The organism is Candidatus Eisenbacteria bacterium (assembly GCA_030017955.1).
GTDB lineage: Bacteria > Eisenbacteria > RBG-16-71-46 > JASEGR01 > JASEGR01 > JASEGR01.
Genome location: JASEGR010000038.1, coordinates 1 through 19,720, shown reverse-complemented (window position 1 = coordinate 19,720; position 19,720 = coordinate 1). Strand labels below are relative to the sequence as shown.

At 51.8% G+C, this 19,720-nt stretch carries 17 protein-coding genes; 1 reads left to right on the top strand and 16 read right to left on the bottom strand.

The features are described from left to right. Positions 1–13 precede the first annotated feature (13 nt). From gcvPA to gcvT, 3 genes are read right to left on the bottom strand one after another with little or no spacing between them, the layout of a single operon-like run. Positions 14–1,354, bottom strand: coding sequence for an aminomethyl-transferring glycine dehydrogenase subunit GcvPA (gcvPA, locus tag QME66_07785; GenBank protein MDI6808864.1), 1,341 nt, complete (start codon positions 1,352–1,354; stop codon positions 14–16). Between the two features lie 8 nt (positions 1,355–1,362). Then, positions 1,363–1,749, bottom strand: coding sequence for a glycine cleavage system protein GcvH (gcvH, locus tag QME66_07780; GenBank protein ID MDI6808863.1), 387 nt, complete (start codon positions 1,747–1,749; stop codon positions 1,363–1,365). Positions 1,750–1,781: 32 nt separating this feature from the next. Then, positions 1,782–2,876, bottom strand: coding sequence for a glycine cleavage system aminomethyltransferase GcvT (gene gcvT / locus QME66_07775; GenBank protein MDI6808862.1), 1,095 nt, complete (start codon positions 2,874–2,876; stop codon positions 1,782–1,784). A gap of 146 nt (positions 2,877–3,022) precedes the next feature. Here gcvT and QME66_07770 point away from each other — a divergent pair, with 146 nt between their 5' ends. Beyond that, the gene (locus tag QME66_07770) at positions 3,023–3,682 is read left to right on the top strand and encodes a SagB/ThcOx family dehydrogenase (protein MDI6808861.1); all 660 of its coding nucleotides are present in this window, start codon (positions 3,023–3,025) and stop codon (positions 3,680–3,682) included. A gap of 142 nt (positions 3,683–3,824) precedes the next feature. Here QME66_07770 and QME66_07765 read toward each other — a convergent pair whose 3' ends face one another. From QME66_07765 to QME66_07705, 13 genes are all read right to left on the bottom strand, one after another. Then, positions 3,825–5,189 carry a TrpB-like pyridoxal phosphate-dependent enzyme gene (locus QME66_07765; GenBank protein MDI6808860.1) on the bottom strand — a complete coding sequence of 455 codons (1,365 nt, stop codon included), beginning with the start codon at positions 5,187–5,189 and terminating at the stop codon, positions 3,825–3,827. A 224-nt stretch (positions 5,190–5,413) separates the two neighbouring features. Continuing rightward, the gene (locus QME66_07760; protein ID MDI6808859.1) at positions 5,414–6,262 is read right to left on the bottom strand and encodes a hypothetical protein; all 849 of its coding nucleotides are present in this window, start codon (positions 6,260–6,262) and stop codon (positions 5,414–5,416) included. Between the two features lie 387 nt (positions 6,263–6,649). Next, positions 6,650–6,847, bottom strand: coding sequence for a hypothetical protein (locus tag QME66_07755; GenBank protein ID MDI6808858.1), 198 nt, complete (start codon positions 6,845–6,847; stop codon positions 6,650–6,652). A gap of 90 nt (positions 6,848–6,937) precedes the next feature. After that, a complete protein-coding gene (gene uvrA, locus QME66_07750; protein MDI6808857.1) occupies positions 6,938–9,775 on the bottom strand; it encodes an excinuclease ABC subunit UvrA in 2,838 nt (945 codons plus the stop codon). A 310-nt stretch (positions 9,776–10,085) separates the two neighbouring features. Beyond that, on the bottom strand, positions 10,086–10,826 hold the full coding sequence (locus tag QME66_07745; GenBank protein MDI6808856.1) for an amino acid ABC transporter ATP-binding protein: 741 nt from the start codon (positions 10,824–10,826) through the stop codon (positions 10,086–10,088). A 28-nt stretch (positions 10,827–10,854) separates the two neighbouring features. Then, the gene (locus tag QME66_07740; protein ID MDI6808855.1) at positions 10,855–11,514 is read right to left on the bottom strand and encodes an amino acid ABC transporter permease; all 660 of its coding nucleotides are present in this window, start codon (positions 11,512–11,514) and stop codon (positions 10,855–10,857) included. 44 nt (positions 11,515–11,558) lie between these two features. Next, the gene (locus QME66_07735; GenBank protein MDI6808854.1) at positions 11,559–12,386 is read right to left on the bottom strand and encodes a transporter substrate-binding domain-containing protein; all 828 of its coding nucleotides are present in this window, start codon (positions 12,384–12,386) and stop codon (positions 11,559–11,561) included. A 320-nt stretch (positions 12,387–12,706) separates the two neighbouring features. Continuing rightward, positions 12,707–13,942, bottom strand: coding sequence for an ABC transporter permease (locus QME66_07730; protein MDI6808853.1), 1,236 nt, complete (start codon positions 13,940–13,942; stop codon positions 12,707–12,709). 56 nt (positions 13,943–13,998) lie between these two features. Continuing rightward, entirely contained in the window at positions 13,999–15,216 is a 1,218-nt protein-coding gene (locus tag QME66_07725) for an ABC transporter permease (protein ID MDI6808852.1), read from the bottom strand. Between the two features lie 68 nt (positions 15,217–15,284). Beyond that, entirely contained in the window at positions 15,285–15,962 is a 678-nt protein-coding gene (locus QME66_07720; GenBank protein MDI6808851.1) for an ABC transporter ATP-binding protein, read from the bottom strand. Positions 15,963–15,971: 9 nt separating this feature from the next. Continuing rightward, the gene (locus tag QME66_07715; GenBank protein ID MDI6808850.1) at positions 15,972–17,264 is read right to left on the bottom strand and encodes an efflux RND transporter periplasmic adaptor subunit; all 1,293 of its coding nucleotides are present in this window, start codon (positions 17,262–17,264) and stop codon (positions 15,972–15,974) included. Positions 17,265–17,266: 2 nt separating this feature from the next. After that, on the bottom strand, positions 17,267–18,631 hold the full coding sequence (locus tag QME66_07710) for a TolC family protein (protein MDI6808849.1): 1,365 nt from the start codon (positions 18,629–18,631) through the stop codon (positions 17,267–17,269). 95 nt (positions 18,632–18,726) lie between these two features. Continuing rightward, on the bottom strand, positions 18,727–19,440 hold the full coding sequence (locus QME66_07705; GenBank protein ID MDI6808848.1) for a YIP1 family protein: 714 nt from the start codon (positions 19,438–19,440) through the stop codon (positions 18,727–18,729). Positions 19,441–19,720 lie beyond the last annotated feature (280 nt).

Below are 19,720 nucleotides of genomic sequence, written 5' to 3'. Positions count from 1 at the left end.
CGAGAATTGCCAGTCATGCGCGCCTCAACGATTCTGCGAGTTTAAGGATGTCATCCTTGGTCCTTTTCTCGGTGACCGCAACAAGAAGAAAGTTCTTGTAAGCAGGACCAAGAAGCGAGAGACCAACGCCTGCGAGCACTCCTTTTCTCAAAGACTTCTTGATCACCTGCGCGGCGGGCACGGGACATTTCACTGCGAATTCATTGAAAGCCGGGCCTCGGAAGGCGATTGAGAAACCTTCAACCTCTGATATGCACTTCCTGGCAAAATGCGCCTTCATGAGGCACTGCTTTGCGACCTCTTTCAGGCCGTCTTTTCCCATAAGAGAAAGATATATGGCAGACGAAAGAGCAAGCAGGGATTCATTCGTGCAGATGTTGGATGTCGCTTTTTCCCTTCTGATGTGCTGCTCCCTGGTCTGGAGAGTGAGCACAAAGCCTCTTCTGCCGTCCAAATCAACCGTCTCTCCGACAAGCCTTCCCGGCATCCTCCGGACCAAGTCCATTTTGGTCGCGAAGAAGCCAAGCAAAGGGCCGCCGAAATTCATGCCGTTTCCAAGCGGCTGGGCTTCTCCGACTGCTATGTCTGCCCCGTACTTCCCGGGCGGCTTAAGTAGAGCCAGGGAAATTGGATTTACCACCGAGACGAGGAGCCCGCCTCCGTCATGAATGAATTCCGAAAAGTGCGAGGGATCTTCCAGTAAGCCAAAAAAGTTCGGGTGCTGGATGAAGATTGCATCGAATTTCGAAGCATCAAACCGTGAGAGATACTCTCTGTCAGTCACTCCATCTTTTGCCGGTATTGTCTCGACTTTTATTCCTGAGACTTTCAGGTAAGTCTCAATCACATTCCGGTAAAATGGATTAACGGAGAAGCTCACCAGAACCCTCTTCCTCCCTTTCACGGAAGCGGCAAGAAGAGCGGCTTCAGCGCATGCGGTAGCCGCATCATAGAGCGATGCATTCACTGCATCCATGGACGTTAGCTCGGCCATCATCGACTGGTATTCAAAAATCGCCTGGAGAGTTCCCTGACTCACTTCCGGCTGGTATGGAGTGTACGAAGTGGCAAACTCCGACCTCGACGAAATAAACGGGATGGCTGATGGCACAAAGTGATCGTAGATGCCTCCCCCGAGAAACGACACGTATCTCGAAGAATCAAGATTAAGTGAAGAGTACGCGGACAGCTTCTTTATTACTTCAAGCTCTGACAGCGCCTTTGGGAGATTCAGAGAGAGATGCATTCTCAAATCTGCGGGAATCGGGGACAGGATTTCTTCAAAGGAGGAGATGCCCACCGCTTTCAGCATCTCTTCTCTTTCTTTCTTGCTGGTCGAAATGAACGGATGCATGCTTCTCTCTATTCCTTCTCACCAGTCAATTCAAGATACTTCTCCACCGGAAGAAGCTTTCCCAGCTCGGCAGGGTTGGCAATCTTTATCTTTATCATCCAGGCGTCTTTGTTCGGAGATTCATTGATAAGTTGGGGTGAAGCTTTGAGTTTCTCGTTGGTTTCCAACACCTCGCCGGTAAGAGGCGAGAAAATGTCTGAGACTGTCTTTACTGCTTCGATCACCCCAAAAGGCTTCATGCAGGAGACTTTCGTGCCGGGAGCGGGAAGCTCAACGAACACGACATCTCCGAGCTCTTTCTGCGCGTAATCCGTGATGCCTATCGTCGCAATGTCACCTTCAATCAAAGCCCATTCATGCTGCTCCGTGTACTTGAAATTGGAAGGGTGCATCATCTCTTCCTTTCTCTGTCAGATCCCTTTCTGCCCTATTTGTGAGACGCTTTCCTGTAAAACGGTTTCTTCACGATTGTCGCAGGCGAGACTTGGTTCTCCCTGGTCTGAATATTGAGCTTGTCGCCAATTTTCCCCACCCCTTCATTCACGTAACCCATCCCTATCCCCTTCTCGAGAGACGGTGAGTAGCTTCCGCTGGTTACAGTTCCAATCGTGGATTCACGAGAGAGAATCTTGTTCCCTTTTCTCGGTATCCTTTCGTCATCCATCTCAAAGGCGACCAGTCTCATTTTCAGCCCATCTTCTTTCTGCTTGAGAAGAACTTCCCTACCCTGGAACCTGCCCTTTTCGAGCTTCACGGTCCACGCAATTCCAGCTTCGAGGGGCGATGTGGTGTCGTCAATGTCATTTCCATAGAGGCAGTAGGACATTTCGAGCCGCAGAGTGTCCCTTGCTCCCAATCCGATTGGCTCAAGCCCGGCGTCACGGCCGGCTTCGAAAAGCGCATCCCACATCTTATCTGCCAGGTCCGGCTCATGGTAGATCTCGAACCCGTCCTCTCCTGTGTACCCGGTTCGGGAGACCAGCAGATCTTTCCCCCTGAAAGAGAACTTGGCGTGTTTGTAGTACTGAAGCTCCCGCACAGAATCTCCAAAGATCCTGGATGCAATTTTTTCGGATAGCGGCCCCTGGAGAGCAAGCTGAGCTGTTCTGTCGCTGGCATTCTCTATGACCACGCCATCTTTCTCAAGCCGTTTGATCCAGTTGAAGTCCTTCTCTGTATTGGACGCATTCACAACAAGCAGAAAAGAATTCCCGAGATTGTAAACGAGAATATCATCAACTATCCCGCCGCGCTCATTACACATTGGTGAGTAAAGGATATCACCCTCACGAAGTTCGGATGCATCATTTGTGATCAGGAAGTTAACGGTTTCCAAAGCACGAGGACCTTTTACAATAATCTCACCCATGTGAGAGACGTCGAACACCCCGGCAGACTCCCTCACCTTCGTGTGCTCGTGAATTATTCCCTTATACGAAACCGGCATCATGAAGCCGGCAAACTCCACAAGTCTCGCTCCGTGCTCTTTATGTTTCCTGATGAAAGGCGTTTCCGTCGGCACAGCGCCTCCGCGCAAAAAAAGCAGGCCAACTATACCACAACCCGGCAGTTTCTGCTATATTCGAAATTAGTGAAATTAGTGACAGTCACCTATTTCCAGAAGTTCGTGACCGTGCGAATGACCGTAGCATTCAAGGGAGGAAAATCGTGAACAGACTATCGTATCTGGCTGGATGTTTGGCGTTGGTCGCTCTGTTAATTTGTTCCTGTCCGGGTTTTGCGCAGGAATTGAAATCTGTCCCTCTTCCGAAACCGCAGACGGATGGTGGGAAACCCTTGATGCAGGTTTTGAAGGACAGGCAGTCATCGCGTGCATTCAGTACTGAGAAGCTGCCGCCACAAGTACTTTCAAACCTGCTCTGGGCGGCATTCGGAGTAAACCGTCCGGAATCAGGAAAACGCACTGCGCCATCTGCGATGAACCGGCAGGAAATAGATGTTTATGTTGCCACCGCCGATGGTCTTTACCTCTATGATGCGAAGGCACACTCGTTGGAGCCGGTCCTGGCACAGGATATCCGGGCCCTGGCCGGTTCTCAGGCGTTCGTTCAGGAGGCGCCTCTGAATCTCATCTACGTCGCGGACTACTCCAGGATGGGTAAATCAATTGATGAGCAAAAAGTCTTCTATTCAGGAGCCGCCGCCGGCTTCATCGGCCAGAACGTTTATCTCTATTGCGCTTCAGAAGGACTGGCAACGGTAATACGCGCCTCGATTGACAAGCCAGCCCTTGAGAAAGCAATGAAGCTGCGGCCTGACCAGAGGGTTACACTCGCACAGACGGTCGGGTATCCGAAAAAGAATTAGGGACAGTCACCTATTTCCACTAGTCAGTCGTCCTCTGCACCCGCAGGTGACTCGCCCCGGCAAGCAAGCACACTTGCCCGCGCACAGCTGAGGTCGCGTCTCCATCGGTCGGTCGCGTTTGGACCCACAGACCGGCGCCGAACTACTCGCTTATCTTCGGCAGCTCCCTGAGGGAAGCTCTTATCTCATCATCCGGATATTCGTAATCCTCCAGTTTGTTTGACAAGAATGACTCGTACGCGGCCAGGTCGAAATGACCGTGACCACTGGCGTTAAAGGCAATGACCTTGGCCTCTCCAGATTTCTTGCATTTGAGCGCTTCGTCCATGACAGTTTTCACTGCATGGGCGGTTTCCGGCGCCACAACAAATCCTTCGGTCCGGGCGAAACTGATTGCCGCGTCGAAAATTTGTGTCTGAGCTAAAGCAGTCGCTTCAATGATCCCGTGATCGTAGAGCGCGCAAACGATAGGCGCCATTCCGTGGTAGCGCAGTCCGCCTGCATGTATCGGCGGCGGTACAAAGCCATGCCCGAGAGTGTGCATTTTCGCAATCGGTCCGGTCTTTGCAGTGTCGCCCCAATCATAAGCGTACAGTCCCTTCGTGAGACTTGGGCAGGCCGTAGGTTCGACGCAGACGATACGTAATGATTTGGCCGAACCTTTAAGCTTGTCAGGAATGAACGGAAGGAAGAAGCCGCCGAAATTACTTCCACCGCCAACGCAGCCTATCAGAATATCGGGATAGTCCCCGGCCATTTCCAACTGTTTCTTGGCCTCCAGCCCGACGACAGTCTGATGCAGGAGAACATGGTTGAGCACGCTGCCAAGAGAGTACTTGGTGTCGTCTCTCACCGCCGCATCTTCGACCGCCTCGCTGATGGCAATGCCCAGGCTCCCGGAGGCTTTCGGGTTTTCGGAAAGGAGCTTTCGACCGAAGTTTGTGTCCCTGCTCGGGCTGGGGACGACCGTGGCTCCCCAGGTCTCCATCAGGATGCGGCGGTACGGCTTCTGATGATAGCTTACATTTACCATATAGACTTTACATTCCAGGTCGAAGAGATTGCACGCGAAGGCCAGTGCGCTTCCCCACTGTCCCGCCCCAGTCTCGGTGCTCAGACGCTTAACGCCTTCCTTTTTGTTGTAGTACGCCTGCGCCACGGCCGTGTTCGGCTTGTGACTGCCCGGAGGACTTACGCCTTCCCACTTGTAGTAAATCTTCGCCGGCGTATCCAGCGCCTTTTCCCAGCGCCGCGCCCGGTACAGAGGCGTCGGTCTCCAAAGTGCATAAATGTCCCGGACCTCATCAGGGATGTCAACGAAACGCTCCTGGCAGACTTCCTGTTTGATCAGTTCCAAGGGAAAAAGAGGCGCCAGGTCTTGCGGAGTAATTGGTTTGAATGTCACTGGGTGAAGATACGGCGCCGGCGGAAACGGAAGGTCCGCAAGCACGTTGTACCATTGCCTTGGAATTTCCTTCTCATCAAGCAGGATTTTAGTTGTTTCCATAGCTACCTCCATGTGCTGGTTGTGATGCGCCCCCTAGTCCGATGCTCCGGCTGGCGTCGGGTCCTCGGCACGAACTCGACTGCGCTTCCGGTGCTCGTCGGTTCTCGGCTCTCGGCCGCCACAAACTCCATATTCCATTTGTGTGACGGCCTCCGAGACGGCCGCGTCACCGACGCCACCCGTAGCCTCGCTGTCACAAAATCGGGGATAGTTTCCCCAGTGGCTCATTCATCAAACGAGAATGTAGGTTCTCGATAAAATCTTATTGATTTTGTGAGTATCTTCTGTCGAACCGTTTCCTTAAGCCATTCGTTCTTCTCTTTTGCTGATAGCTCTGATTTGAGGACATTCATGTGAAGATTAAAGTTCAACGCCCGTTTGGGCAGAAGCACACGAGTGATACCGCTGGGCATCCGCTTCCCCGCATCGGCAAGCCCTACTATTTCTGCTTTCGTGAACTGTCTGAAACTTACGAGGGCCGAGAAATCCGGATAGTTTTCCTTGAGACCGGCAGGGTCTGTATAGCTCACGCGGTCCATGTAGGCCAATTTGTGATACAAATCGGTAAACCTCTTGAGGAAATCGACTTTCCGGAAGATATCACCGGTTCCGAATAGTCCAGCCGCTGTTCCATCAGTGAAAATCATCCTGCATAGAAAGTCGGGATCATCGAGCATCCCCTCTTCCTTCAATTCCTGGCGCGACGTGCCGGCGAGGCCATCGGCCTGAGCCAGAATCTCGTTTTTCGTCAGATGTTCAATGGCGTGATGCCACTCGGAAATGGTGAGCCGTTCATCGCTTAGATCGATTTCCTGGACCAGCACATCGGGCACCATCAGCTTCCTTAGTGCTGTAATTCTATTCGTCCCGTCCAAGAGGATTCTTCTTGGGTTTTTGTCAACAATGGCTACGACCGGCGGATTCTTCAGAACACCATCAGCGCTGAACTTGTCAATGAGTTTGGCCACACGCTCAATGTCTGGTTCTTCATGGAAGAGAATTTCTCCGATAGGCATAATCCGCAGTCTTGGCAATTCGCCAATCTTAAGCTCATCGTGATTCTCCAGTCTCATGGTTTGTCTGCCCCCTTTTGGGATTTCTCCCATACGAAACGAAAAATCCCACTATGTGAAGCCATAGTGGGCGAGTCTAGTTGCTCTGAGAACTGCTTGTGAGGTCTACTTCATTGCTCTCCTCCCACTATGGTCACAGCTACGCCATAACCAGCCGCACCAGAAACTGGCACATGCGCGTGTGCCCATGTTGGGATTAGAGATAGTCATTTTGTCCTTTCCTTCTGCTTCATCACTCTACTATACATTCAGTATACACATGATATGGAAAACAGTCAATCTTTTCTATTCAGCCACGTTATTTCGAAATGTGGGAAGCCACCTACTTTTCAGAATGAGGGGGCGGTGACTCTGCCCGGTCCTCACCGTGGATTTCTCTACCTTCTACTACCAGTCGACGTCGTCTTCCAGGTCGAGGTCGTCGATGGCGCTTGTGCAGTCGTCAATAATGTCATCCGCTTCGTCCAAGGTGACGTCGAATTCTTCAGTCAGCCGTTCCACGAGCTCCTCATGTGTATGACCGTCATCTTGATGAAGCAAATCGTTGACGAACACAACACATTTTCTGCGCAGTTCATCGTCCACGCTATGTTTCCTCCTATTGAGTCTTAGCCGAATGCTACTCGAATCTTGATCGCGCCCATCTTACCGGACTACCGGGACCGAGGTCCCACACTAGGACACTCGACTCAATTCCGCCGCGGGATTCATCACTTTCCTGAGCGCCTTCCCAGTGTACGACGCCGGCCTGTTCAGGATTTCTTCAGGAGTCCCTTTTGCCACAACCAGACCTCCCTCGTCTCCTCCTTCGGGACCGAGGTCAATGATGTAATCCGCAACCTTTATGACATCAAGGTTGTGTTCAATCACGACTACAGTATTTCCTTTTTCGGTCAGTCTCCTCAGAACTTGAAGAAGCATCTTCACGTCTTCGAAATGAAGCCCTGTCGTCGGTTCATCAAGCAAGTACAGCGTCTTCCCGGTCGCAATCTTTGAGAGCTCTGTTGCAAGTTTGACTCTCTGTGCCTCGCCGCCCGACAGAGTCGTTGCACTCTGGCCAAGATGTATGTAGCCCAACCCCACATCCTTCAATGTCTCGAGCTTTCTCCTTATTCCAGGTATGTTGCGGAAAAATTCGAGAGCTTCATCGACTGTCATGTCCAGAACTTCGGAGATGTTTTTTCCCTTGTACTTGATTTCGAGCGTCTCCCTGTTGTATCTCTTTCCTCCGCATACTTCGCACTTCACATAGACATCAGGGAGGAAGTGCATCTCGATTTTCACAACGCCGTCACCTTCACAGGCTTCGCATCTCCCGCCCTTCACGTTGAAGCTGAATCTTCCGGGCCTATATCCTCTCACGCGCGACTCTGGAAACTGCGAAAACAGATCTCTGATCGGCGCGAAGAGTCCGGTGTATGTCGCAGGATTCGATCTTGGAGTCCTTCCGATTGGCGACTGGTCAATTCCTGCAACTTTGTCGAGATGCTCGAGGCCGGCGATCTTCTTGTGTTTTCCGGAGAGCTCGGTCGAGTTGAGGAAATAGCGTGCAAGCGCCCTGTACAATATATCGTTTACAAGCGTGCTTTTCCCGGATCCTGAAACTCCGGTCACGCAAGTCAAAAGCCCGATCGGAAATGAAACATCGATTTCTTTCAGATTATTCTCACTCGCACCTATGACTGACAGCCACTTCTTGTCAGGCAATTTTCTTCCTGGAGGAAGCGGGACCTCTTTTCTCCCGGATATGTATTGGCCGGTGAGAGAAGATTCCGAGAGGGCGATCTCGGCAGGAGTCCCCGAAGCCACCACGTAACCGCCGGCCTTCCCGGCTCCCGGACCGAGGTCAACAATCCAGTCCGAAGATAGAATCGTATCCCTGTCGTGTTCAACGACAACGACTGTATTTCCGAGATCTCTCAAGGTCTTCAAGGTGTTGAGCAGTTTCTCGTTGTCCCTGTTGTGAAGTCCTATCGATGGTTCATCAAGGATGTAGAGCACTCCAACTAGTTTTGAGCCAATCTGTGTTGCAAGTCTTATTCTCTGCGCTTCTCCGCCTGCCAGCGTGGATGAAGCTCTATCAAGTGTCAGATAGTCGAGTCCCACGTTCGAAAGGAAATCAAGCCTTTGACGAATTTCCTTCATGATTGGCTCAGCGATTATTCGATCCCTTTCACCAAACCTGAGAGCACTGAAGACTCTTTTGGCGTCCTTGACCTGAAGCTTCACGCAATCCGCAATCGTGAGATCGCCGATCTTGACCGATAATGCCTCCGGCTTGAGTCTTGTGCCTCCGCACGCGCCGCAGATTCTCTGTGCCATGAAGCCGTGAATCCACTCTCTTATTGCCTCAGATTTTGTCTCTTTGTATCTCCTCTTCAAGTTCGGAATCACACCCTCGAATGGCCCTGAGTATTCAAACTTCGATTTCTCGCTTACGTACTCCACCTTGAATTCATCTTCTGTCCCGAAGAGAAGCGCGTTCTTTGCATCCTCCCCGATCTTCTTCCACGGGTCTGATGTCCTGAACCCGTATTTCTTCGAGAGCGCCTTGACCCAGGGGGCATGCCACCCGCCGGATGAAAGCTTTCCCCAGGGGGCTATCGCGGCTTCGAGGATTGAGAGACTCTTGTCGGGGATAACGAGTTCCGGTTCGATCTCAAGCATCGTCCCCAAGCCGTCGCAACTCTTGCATGCCCCGTAGGGACTATTGAAGGAAAACATCCTGGGAAGAAGCTCGTCGAATCCTTTCCCGCACTTTGTGCAAGAGGCCTTTTCGCTGAAAAGCAGCTCCTTTTCTTCGGAAGTCTCAATCTTCACAAGTCCCGAGCCGGCTTTCAGCGCGAGCTCAATTGAATCGCTTGCGCGTCTCTTGAATTTCTCATCAACCGAAATTTTGTCGATAAGCACATCAATTGTGTGCTTCTTGGTTTTCTCAAGTCTCGTGATGCCCTCAAGCTCCCGCACATGGCCGTCGATTCTTGCCCTCAGGAAGCCCTGCTGCCTCAGTGCTTCAATTTCTTTTCTGTACTCGCCCTTCCTTCCTCTGACAAGCGGCGCGTAGATCGAAAGCTTTGTTCCGGGCGAAAGTTCGTAAACCCGGTCAACCATTTCCTGGACCGTTTGTCTCGAAATCGGAATCTTGCACTGGGGGCAATACTGCGTCCCGATTCTCGAGAAGATCAATCTCAGGTAGTCGTAGATTTCGGTGATTGTTGCAACGGTGGAGCGCGGATTATGCCCTGCCTTCCTCTGCTCTATGGATATCGACGGCGAAAGCCCTGTGATCCCGTCCACGTCGGGCTTTTCCATCTGGCTCAGGAACTGTCTTGCATAGGCCGAAAGCGACTCAACGTACCTCCGCTGCCCCTCCGCGTACACCGTGTCGAATGCAAGCGATGACTTGCCGGAGCCGCTCACTCCTGTGATGACCGTGAGTTTGTTCCTGGGAATGAATACGTCGATGTTCTTGAGGTTATGCTCTCTCGCGCCGTGTATCTCAATACCTTTCATAAAGCCACCTTAATTCGGGGACATCACTCAATTCCCGAGATGTCCTTTCCCTCCTGCCGAAAATGTCGATCCTTCTTGGACTCGCTCACTCGAATTTGCGAACTCGGCCTAACGGCCTCAGACAGCGCAAATTCGTCCCCTTCAGGGTCGCTCCCTCGTCCAAGAAGGGAGTCCACAAATTTTCGGAAAGTCGGTTCAAGGACATCTCCACCCTTGCCTGCTGCACGGCCGCGTCACCGCCGTCTGCTCAATTCTCCCCATGTCCCCTTACCAACCTCTCCCCCTTGGGGAGAGGATCAAGGTGAGGGGCTTACAGTATTTTGTCGAGGAAGGCCCTTGTTCTCGGATTCCTGGGATTCTGAAAGAAGCCCAAGGTATCCCCTTTCTCGATGATCTTCCCTTCGTCCATAAATGCTATCCTGTGGCTCACCTCTTTGGCAAATCCCATTTCGTGCGACACAACAATCATTGTCATCCCATCGCGCGCGAGCTGCTTCATTGTGTCGAGGACTTCCTTCGTTACCTCCGGATCAAGAGCCGAGGTAGGTTCATCAAAGAGCATCACCTTGGGCTGCATCGCAAGCGCTCTGGCAATTGCAACCCTCTGTTTCTGCCCGCCGGAGAGTTGTCCGGGATAGCTCAAGAGCTTCTCGGGAATTCCGACTTTGTCGAGCAGTCTCTGCGCGGTCTCTGTTGCCTCTTCCTTCGTCCTCTTTCTCACTACAACCTGCGGCATGACAATATTATCCCTGACCGTCATGTGAGGGAAGAGATTGAACTGCTGAAACACCATCCCAACTTCTTCCCGGACCTTGTTCATATTGACCTTGGATTCATCAAGAGTGATACCGTCAACGACCACGGAGCCGGCATCTACCTTTTCGAGACCGTTGATGCAGCGGAGAAGTGTGCTCTTGCCTGAACCGCTCGGCCCTATGATCACGAGCACTTCACGCGGAATCACAGAGAGATTGACATCGACGAGAGCGTGCACGCTTCTGCTAAAGCTCTTTGACACGTTTCGCAATTCGACTATCGCAGCTTCAGTCATGTCTCCTCGGGATTGCGATTCTCTCTGGTCACTCCGAAATAGCAAGCCTTCTCTCTTCATACCTTGAGAGCAAGGAAAGCAGAAAACATATCGAGAAGTAGAGCACTCCGATTGTGAGAAAAACCTCAAATGGCCGGAATATCCTTGAATTTATCTGTCTCCCAACGAGCATGAGCTCCTGGTAAGAAACAAGGGAAGCCAGCGACGAATCTTTGATAAGGGAAACAAACTGTCCGGTGAGCGGCGGGATTATTCTCCGTACTGCTTGCGGAAGAACAACAAACCTCAAGCTCTGAAAGTAACTCATGCCAAGGGACCTCGACGCCTCAAGCTGTCCCTTCTCTATCGACTGTATCCCCGCCCTTACTATCTCTGCTATGTATGCCGCTTCAAAGATTGAGAGACTGATTATTGACGCCCAGAGTCCCGACATCGGGTAGATGTATCCAACTCCGAAATAGGTGAGAAAGATTACGAGCATGAGAGGAATGTTTCTCATCACTTCCACATAGGCAAGCGACGCTGAGGCAAATACACCCTTCCTTTGAACTCTCATAACCCCGATTACGAGGCCAAGGGCGGTTCCGAATATGATTGACCAGAGAGAAATGAGAAGGGTCCTGCCCAGGGCGGTGATGAATAACGGAAGGTAGGGAGGGATTTGCTCCCAGTGCCAGGGGTAACCCATCTGGGGTCTCTATTGCATCAATTGAAAAGACGGACAACTCATTTTCACTTGACCCTTTCAATCCACGGCATCTCGACGAACCACTTGTTAAAGAGACTATCGTAAACCCCGCTTGAGTGGATCTCAAATATCGCAAGATTGAGCCATGAAAGAAAATCCGGGTCCCCTTTTCTCAGCGCAAAGGCGAGATACTCTGAGGTGAATGGTTCAAGAACGGCATAGACCTTTTCAGGGACTTCTCCTGCATGAAATGCGCAGAATGGTTGATCATAGACCATAATTTCTGCTCTTCCTGTGTCCACCTCAAGAGCGGCTTCGCTTTCATCTTCAAACGTCTTTATCTCTGCGAGCGGAAATTCCTTCCTTGCCGCAATCTCCCCGGTCGTCCCCAATTTTGTTGAAATGACTACTCCCCTGCGATTGAAAAACTTGTGGCTCTTGATTGTGCCGGGCGGATACTTTTTCTTGTTCACGATGAGTGCCTGCCCGGTCTTGAAGTAAGGGTCTGTGAAGTTGCAGGCAAGGGCTCTTTCGAGCGTTCTCGTCATGCCCGAAATTATGACATCGAACTTCCCGGCATTCAGATTCGATATTGCTGGATCCCAGTCGGTCACGACCACTTCAAGCTCGACACCGAGTTTGTCGGCTATGAATTTTGCCACATCAATATCGAAGCCGACCACCTTTCCATCTTTGTCAATCATTTCGAATGGCTTGTAGCCGGGATTCGTTCCAACCTTTATCTTGCGCGCTCTCAGAATAGCGTCAAGGGTAGAGGCAGCCGGCTTTCCGGAGAACTTTTCCCTCCCACAGCCCGCCGCTTGAAGCAGAGCAATAAGCAGAACGAAGGCAGAAATGACTTTGCGTTTCATAGGGAACGGAGTATATCGCAAATCCAGATTTGAGTCATCTGTTCTCGGGCGGGTTGGCGACGCCACAGGGACAAGTCGAGTTGTCGTGGCGATGAGCCGTGAGATGGCTTTCGCGGGAGGGATGGGACACCCATCTTGGCGAGCAAGGTGGGGATACCCAGCCCTTAAGAGGCTGGGAGGGGCAAGGACTCCCCGCCTGGCGAGCCCTAGATGGGTCATCCCGGAGCGGAGCCAGCGAAACGCTCATTCGCCACTATGGACTTCTGGTACCCCGTGATTCGCGTTATTTGCGCCGCTGAATTAGGTGATGTGTCCCCGAATTATTCGTAGCGCAGGGCTTCGACTGGATCGAGTGAGGCGGCCTTGACTGCCGGGTAGATTCCGAAGAACATGCCTACCCCGACCGAGAACGAGAATCCGAGGATGATCGCCCAGAGAGGAACCGCAGAAGGAAGAGGCGTAGCGAGATCGATGAGTTTCCCGATTGAGAGACCGATGATTATTCCAAGTATGCCCCCGGTCCCAGTGAGCGTCCCCGCCTCTACAAGAAACTGCCACAGGATGTCCTTTTTCCTTGCCCCGATGGCCTTTCTCAGACCTATTTCCCGTGTCCTTTCCCGGACCGACACGAGCATAATGTTCATGACCCCGATCCCGCCGACAAGGAGTCCGATTGATGAGATGACAATCATCACAAGATAGAATGCTCCCGTAATCTTGTGATATAGGTCCATGAGAGTCTCATTCGTGAATATGCCGAAATCCTCGGACTTGTTGCTTGGTATTCCCCTTCTCCGTCTGAGGAGTTCGGTAATCTCATCAATTGCAGCATCAAGCTTGTCGGGACTCGTGGGCTTTGCGTTCATGTAAAGGTCAATATCTTTCCCGTACTTCTTGAAGAGTGTCGTATACGGCACGACCACCATGTCATCTCTTGTCTGGCCCAGGAACTTCCCCATCGTCTCGAGCTCGCCCACAACCGTATAAGGCGCATTTCCGATTCGTATGAGCTTACCCACAGCATTGGCGTGCGGGAAGAGTGTCGAGAGAATGTCCTGGCCCAGGACACAGACCTGTGCCCTGTGATCGACTTCGGTCTCCGTGAAGAATCTTCCCTGCGAGACGGAAAGCTCGTTTGTCACCGAGAGCGCCGGCGCTGAGCCGATAATGAACATGGTCCTTGTCTCATTGCTGCCGTATTTGAGTTTCGCCTCTGTGAAGTTGAGAGGCGCCACCTCCTTGACGGATGGGCAGAAGCTCATCACAGCTTTGACGTCTTCTTCGGTAAACGCCTTTCTATGTCTCAGACTGTCGGGAAACTCCCCCACGAAGACACCGGGCTTGAACTTCCTGATGTGTATCGTGTCCGAGCCCAGTGACGCGAGCTGCCTCATCATGCCCTTGTTCAGCCCTTCGATGAGTGAGACCATCCCCATCACGGTTGTGACACCGATGATCACTCCAAGAATAGTCAGAAATGAGCGCATCTTGTTTGCCCTGAGGGCAGAGATGGCCATCTTCGTTGCTTCAACTGTTTCGTCAAGATACAACGGCACTGTGTCTATGCCTCCCTATCAATCCGCGATAACCGTTCTGCTTCAAAAGCCGCCATCTATTCGTACCGCAGGGCTACAATCGTGTCCTGCTGGGCAGCCCTTCTTGCCGGATAGATTCCGAAGAAGATGCCTACGGAAGAAGAGACCAGGAGCCCTGCCAGTACTGACCACAACCGCACAGATGAAGGAAGAGGCGTCAGACTGGAGACCGTCTTGGCAATCACTATCCCCAGTAGTATGCCTATTATTCCGCCCACCGTGGAAAGTGCAACGGCCTCGACCAGGAACTGCTGCAGGACGTCCCGTGCCCTTGCACCGACCGCCTTTCTTATGCCAATCTCTCTCGTTCTTTCCGTGACTGTGACAAGCATGATGTTCATTATCACTATTCCGCCGACAATGAGGGAGAGTGACGCAACGCCAACCATGACTATGAATGCCGTCGATGTGAAGTTCTTGTAGAGGTTCATGAATGTGTCGGCAGTCAGAATCGCGAAATCATCGGGTTTTGTAAACGGGATCTTTCTCCTCATCCTCAAGAGAAATCTCGCTTCATCCTCAGCCTTCTTCATGAGCTCGGCGCTCTTCGTTTTCACCAAGATTGTCACTGATTGCCTTTCCCCGAAAAACTTCTGAAAGGTGGTTATCGGAATGATGACGAAGTTGTCCTGGCTCATTCCCAGGAGGCTCCCTTTCTTCTCTATCGTTCCGATTACCTTGAGGTAGTTTCTTCCCACTCTGATTTCTTTCCCAAGAGGATCGATCCCGGGAAAGAGTTTCTCGGCCACGCCGTATCCGAGAACTGCAAACGGCCTCTTGTGATTCACGTCGGACTCGTCCAAGTGCCGTCCGTCTTCGAGGTCGTAGGTCTCGGTTTCGAAATATCCCTCAGTCATGCCTTTGATCTCGATCCGGGAAGCCGATTGGTTTCTGCTCTTCGTGGTCTTCCGTGCGTAAACCTGCCCGGTCACAGCGACAGCAGATTTCATGAAGCTCGCCAGCGCCTTTTCATCTTCGAGAAGTATGTCTTTCCTTTTCACTGCCTCCTGCCACTCCTCGTCGCTGGTGATCATGCCGAACTTATCGATGTACAGGACATTTGACCCCTGGGCTGCGATTTTCTCGGACACGTACTTATTCATTCCGTTGATTATCGAGACGACCGCAATTACTGACATGACTCCGATTATGTTGCCAAGGATGGTGAGGAATGACCGGAGTTTGTTTGCTCGAAGGGAGCCAAAAGCGAGAGAAATGCTTTCTGTGAGTCTCAAGGTTGCTTCTCTCTAAGGAAGGTGCCCTGCGCCATCATGCGGAGCAGCTCCGCAATCACTGAAGAGATTCAATTTCGCTCATCCGACTCGATTTGGCCGTCCATCAGTCTCACAATTCGCCCGGCATGCTTCGCGATGTATTCTTCATGAGTCACGAGGACTATTGTATTTCCCGCGTTACAGATTTCCCGAAAGACATCCATGATTTCCGAGCCAATCTTGGAGTCAAGATTTCCTGTGGGCTCATCGGCAAGGATGATGGACGGTTTGTTCACAATCGCTCTGGCTATGGCGACTCTTTGCCTTTCTCCTCCTGAAAGCTCGTTCGGCCTGTGATGAGTCCTGCCCCCCAGTCCGACAATCTCAAGCGATTTTCTCGCCCTTTCCCGTCTCTCCTGCGTAGGAACTCCGCTGTAGATAAGAGGAAGCTCGACGTTGTGAAGAGCAGTGGCCCTCGGAAGAAGATTAAATGTCTGGAAGACAAACCCTATCTCCCGGTTTCTTATCCTGGCCAGGTCGTCGTCTCCATACTTGCTTACTTCGCTTCCGGCCAGCTTATAAGTTCCCGAAGTCGGCGTATCAAGGCATCCAATCAGATTCATCAGAGTCGATTTCCCCGAGCCGGAAGGACCCATTATCGCCAGGTACTCGTTCTTCTCAAAACTGATGCTGATACCCCTCAAGGCGTGCACCTCCTCGGCACCCACCTTGTAGGTTTTCACTATGTCGTTGAGCTCGATTAGCAAGCCGGCCTCCTAACTCTTCTTCTCTTTCTTCTTTCCTTCGCCTGCCTCTTTGACCTTCGCGCCTTCCTTCAGATTCCTGAGGGTCTTAAAAGGTCCCGAGATGATTTTGTCCCCTTCCTTGATGCTGCCGGCGACTTCAATGTTCGTATCCCCTGAGAGCAGAGTCTTCACCTCATGGAACTTGGCAATCCCCTTTTCAACCACAAAGACGCCGTTTATCTCTTTGTCCTTCTCTTTATCCTTATCCGTCTCATCGGACTTTTTGGGGTTCTTTGCCTTCTTCTTAGATTTCACTTTCTCAAGCGCTGCCTTCTCGCTTTCTATGTCCTTCTTGGTTTTCACGACGACCGCCTGTATCGGGACTGAAAGAACGTTCTTCGCAACGCCCGTGGTAATTTCGACATCAGCGGTCATGCCGGGTCTGAGCTGCGGGACCTTGTCAGTCACTTCGACTGTCACCTCGAAGTTCACTTCTTCCCTCTCGGTCCCGAATCCCGAAACCTTTGCAGTGCTTGCAACTTCGGTAACAGTTCCCTTGAACGTCGTGTCTCTGATTGCATCCACGGTAATCTTAACCGGCTGTCCGTTCGTCACGTGCACAACATCGGTCTCATCAACATCGGCCTTCACTTCCATCACGGAGAGGTCGGCTACCGTCAGCATCACCGTCCCGGGGTTATTCATAGTCCCGGTTATGGCAATCTCTCCCTCTTCGATATTGAGCTGGGAAATGACTCCATCGATCGGAGAGGTGAAGACCGTCTTGTCAAGATAGTCCCTGGCAGCTCTCAGGTTGGCTTTTGCCTGACTGACCCTTTCTTCAGCAACGTCCTTCTGTGCCTTGTCAACATTGAACTGTGTCTGAATGGCCTCAAGCTCTTCGGGGGAAACAAGCGATCTTTCTGAAAGTGCCTTTTTCCTTTCAAGAGCCTGTCTCGACCTCTCCAGATTCGCAGCAGATAGTCTCAGACTTGCTTCCGCAGACTGCAGTTCTGCCTCGCCGCTGTTGAGTTGTGACCGGTATTGCGTGTCATCAAGCTTGAGAAGAAGCTGTCCCTTTGTTACCGAATCTCCTTCTTTCACATGAATTTTTGTCACCTGCCCGGGGACACTAGCGCTGAGTTTCACAATCGTTCGCGGCTCAACGCTTCCGGATGCCCTCACCAATTGCGTGATCTCGCCTCGCTTGACGGTCGTTGTCTGAACATCAATAGTCTTGCCTGAACTCCTCTTCAGGTTGGCTACAACAAACACCAGAATCACAATCACGGCAGCAGCAATAATCAGGATCTTCTTCTTCATTTTCAGTATTTCCTTCCACTTGCCCTGACGATCATAGCCTGGGCCACTTTCACCGAGCTCAACGCATCAACATAGGAACTCCTTGCCCTGGCAAGTCCAACTTCTGAGTCTATCAGCTCAAGCATAGTCCCTGACCCGACATCATATTTCTCCTTCGAAAGCTTGTAGCTTTCCTCTGCAGAGAGAAGACCTTCCTTTGAGGACACCAGCTTCTCCCTGGCCTCTTTCAAGGCGAGGATGGCTTCCTTCACTTCAAGCTGCGCATTGAGCTCAAGCTGCCTCAAGCTCTCCTTTGCTGCCACGTGTTGTGCCCGCGCTTGCTGTGTGTTTCCTCTGGTGAGCAGCCCGTCAAAAATGGGGATGCTGACTTCAAGCCCCACATCCCAACTATAGTTCTTTAGATCAACGCCGGTCGTAGCATCCTTGGTGTTTCCAAAAACGAATTGGTTGAAGCCGTGCGGCATACCAGAAACATAGGAGCTGTATCCCGCAGTCAGCGAGAGAGACGGAAGCCGTCCTGCGCCGGCAGTTCCCAGGTTCAGGTTTGACGCTTTGAGTCTGTGGCGCGCTTCCTTCAGGTCAGGCCTTTCTTTCATGGCTGCACTGAAGACCGCCGAAGAATCTATCGAGACTGGAGACTCCTCCAGCGTTTCATCAACTTCGAACGACTGGTCGGGCAGAAGTCCCATCAGTGCGGCAAGTCTGACAATCTCAAGCTGTGCCCTGTTCTCTGCCCCGATCACGCCCAGCTCACTTTCTGCCACGCTGACCTTTGCCTTGAGGACATCTCCTTTCGTGACAGAGCCGAGAGAATACAGACTCTCGGACCTTCTCAGCTGATCAAGACTCAGCCTCAGTGCCTCTCTTGCCACTTCGAGGAGCTTTCTCGCTCTCACGAGGTCGTAGTACTTGCTCCTCACCTGGAATGCCACATCCGCTTCACTTGAAGCCTGCGATTCCCTCGATGCACGGGCCTCTTCACGTGCCGCTCCGACCCTTGTCCAGGTAGCTCTATCGAGAAGGCTCAGCCTGGCTTGAGATCCGGCACCGTAAATTGAGCTTGTCTTGGTGAACCTCCCTGAGCTGAAACTGTATCTTTCGATTGCATTAGTCGTCGTAGTATAACCTACTGACGCACTGACTCTCGGAAGGACCCCGGACATTGCAGCATTCAGCGCCCCCCGAGACTGGAGAGTCTGTGCCTTTGCAACCGCAACGGTTGGGCTCCGTTCAAGGGCGATCTTCACGCAATCCTCAACAGAGAGCTTCCCAAGCGGAACCGGCTTTGCGTCAGCGCCGAAAATAGGAAAAGTAGTACCGCAAAGAAGGAACAGAGAAACCAGAAACGCGGAGCAGAATCTCGTCATCTTTTCCCCCATGCAATTGAGTCTTCCAAACCCCACCTGACTGCAACGCAACAACTAATCTTTACGTGACAAGAAACCAGAATGTTTCAGATCTCTTAGGTTCTGCCTGCGAAGCTGCCCAGAAAGGAAACAAGAACTCTCCACACTATCCAGATGGGGACCACCATCATTGCGGCTTTCTTGCCGGTCACTTTGAATATCACTCCGATGCCAATTGATACTATCGCAAGCTCCCATATCGCGAAGACGTCGAAGCTTCCCAGAAGGCCGCGAACGACCTTGCTTCCCTCATCCGGACTCACAAAAACCGCCAGGCTTGTTTCGATGTTTCTAGTACCTTTTGCGACCATCAGTGGGGTTTTCAGGGCGTAAGAAAGCAGTCCTATGAAGCCGCTGTATGCCATCACCGAGAGTACCTTTGTGAATGGGGCGCGGGCCGAGAGGAATGCCAGGGCAGCCACAAAGATGACAAGCGATTTTCCGAAAAGACCGACAAGGAAGCCGAAAAGAGCAGATGCGAGACCCATGATAGTTGGAAGCATGCCCTGAAATCTTTCCTCGACGGCAGAGAGTCTTTCCGGAGTTATGTCGGGATTGTCCCTTAATGCTGCGAGGTGCTCGGGAAGAAAGACTCTGGGCAGAAGGATGAATGTCAGCGCGAGCGAGATCACCAGTCCAAGAAGCGCAGCCCAGATCCACTCAGGTCTTCTGTCAAGAGACTCGAAGACTTTCCTTGGGGAATAGAACACTCTGAGGACTCTGGATGGGAATGATGGCTCCTTCTGAACTTCGCTTTCAATCTCGTTCATTTGTTCACCTCCAGGTATATACTGCCAGTAGAGCAGCATCTTTCACCTTCCGGCCCTCCGGGAAAGATGCACAAGACCGGCATTTCTCTTGGACACGCCCAGAGGGCAAAAGTTAGATGTAGATTACCACGCTGCCACGCGAAAAGGAAGACAAAGCAAAAAAGAATCCCTGCGCGGATTCTCAGGGAGTCTTTTTACGAATCTCTCTCAATTGAGACGGGTTCTCTAGTGCTGTGTCACATAAATTCGCGAACTTATTATGCGGTGCCCCAGCACTTTC